The organism is Paraburkholderia sp. SECH4, assembly GCF_030511745.1.
Taxonomy (GTDB): domain Bacteria; phylum Pseudomonadota; class Gammaproteobacteria; order Burkholderiales; family Burkholderiaceae; genus Paraburkholderia; species Paraburkholderia madseniana.
The window spans coordinates 1-1670 of sequence record NZ_JALOCP010000109.1 but is presented as its reverse complement, the minus strand read 5'-3'; the positions used below and the strand labels follow the sequence as shown (position 1 = coordinate 1670).

The window sequence follows — 1670 nt, the reverse complement described above, 5'->3', positions numbered from 1 at the left end:
ACACACCTGTTATAGGATCAAGCCTTACGGGCAATTAGTATCAGTTAGCTTAACGCATTACTGCGCTTCCACACCTGACCTATCAACGTCCTGGTCTTGAACGACCCTTCAAGGGGCTCGAAGCCCCGGGGATATCTCATCTTAAGGCGAGTTTCCCGCTTAGATGCTTTCAGCGGTTATCTCTTCCGAACATAGCTACCCGGCGATGCCACTGGCGTGACAACCGGTACACCAGAGGTTCGTCCACTCCGGTCCTCTCGTACTAGGAGCAGCCCCCTTCAAATATCCAGCGCCCACGGCAGATAGGGACCAAACTGTCTCACGACGTTTTAAACCCAGCTCACGTACCTCTTTAAATGGCGAACAGCCATACCCTTGGGACCGGCTACAGCCCCAGGATGAGATGAGCCGACATCGAGGTGCCAAACACCGCCGTCGATATGAACTCTTGGGCGGTATCAGCCTGTTATCCCCAGAGTACCTTTTATCCGTTGAGCGATGGCCCTTCCATACAGAACCACCGGATCACTATGACCTGCTTTCGCACCTGCTCGACTTGTCGGTCTCGCAGTTAAGCACGCTTATGCCATTGCACTATCAGCACGATTTCCGACCGTACCTAGCGTACCTTCGTACTCCTCCGTTACACTTTGGGAGGAGACCGCCCCAGTCAAACTGCCTACCATGCACTGTCCCCGATCCGGATCACGGACCAAGGTTAGAACCTCAAACAAACCAGGGTGGTATTTCAAGGACGGCTCCACGCAGACTGGCGTCCACGCTTCATAGCCTCCCACCTATCCTACACAGATCGGTTCAAAGTCCAATGCAAAGCTACAGTAAAGGTTCATGGGGTCTTTCCGTCTAGCCGCGGGGAGATTGCATCATCACAAACACTTCAACTTCGCTGAGTCTCGGGAGGAGACAGTGTGGCCATCGTTACGCCATTCGTGCAGGTCGGAACTTACCCGACAAGGAATTTCGCTACCTTAGGACCGTTATAGTTACGGCCGCCGTTTACCGGGACTTCAATCAAGAGCTTGCACCCCATCATTTAATCTTCCGGCACCGGGCAGGCGTCACACCCTATACGTCCACTTTCGTGTTTGCAGAGTGCTGTGTTTTTATTAAACAGTCGCAGCCACCAGTTTATTGCAACCCCTTCACCCTTCTGGCGCAGGCCAGTCAAGCTACAGGGGCGTACCTTATCCCGAAGTTACGGTACCAATTTGCCGAGTTCCTTCTCCCGAGTTCTCTCAAGCGCCTTAGAATACTCATCTCGCCCACCTGTGTCGGTTTGCGGTACGGTCTTGTTAAACTGAAGCTTAGAGGCTTTTCTTGGAACCACTTCCAGTTGCTTCTTCACCGAAGTGAATGGCCTCGCACCCTTGAATTCCGCGCCCGGATTTGCCTGAGCGCCTTCTCCAATGCAAGGACCGGGACTTCCAACACCCGGACAACCTTCCGCGATCCGTCCCCCCATCGCATTTAACAATGGTGCAGGAATATTAACCTGCTTCCCATCAGCTACGCATTTCTGCCTCGCCTTAGGGGCCGACTCACCCTACGCCGATGAACGTTGCGTAGGAAACCTTGGGCTTACGGCGAGGGGGCCTTTCACCCCCTTTATCGCTACTCATGTCAGCATTCGCACTTCCGATACCTCCAGC

The 1670-nt window shown here is 53.7% G+C and carries 1 rRNA gene; it reads right to left on the bottom strand.

The features are described from left to right. Positions 1-13 precede the first annotated feature (13 nt). A 23S ribosomal RNA gene (locus tag M0D67_RS41930) occupies positions 14-1670 on the bottom strand; the annotation flags it as partial.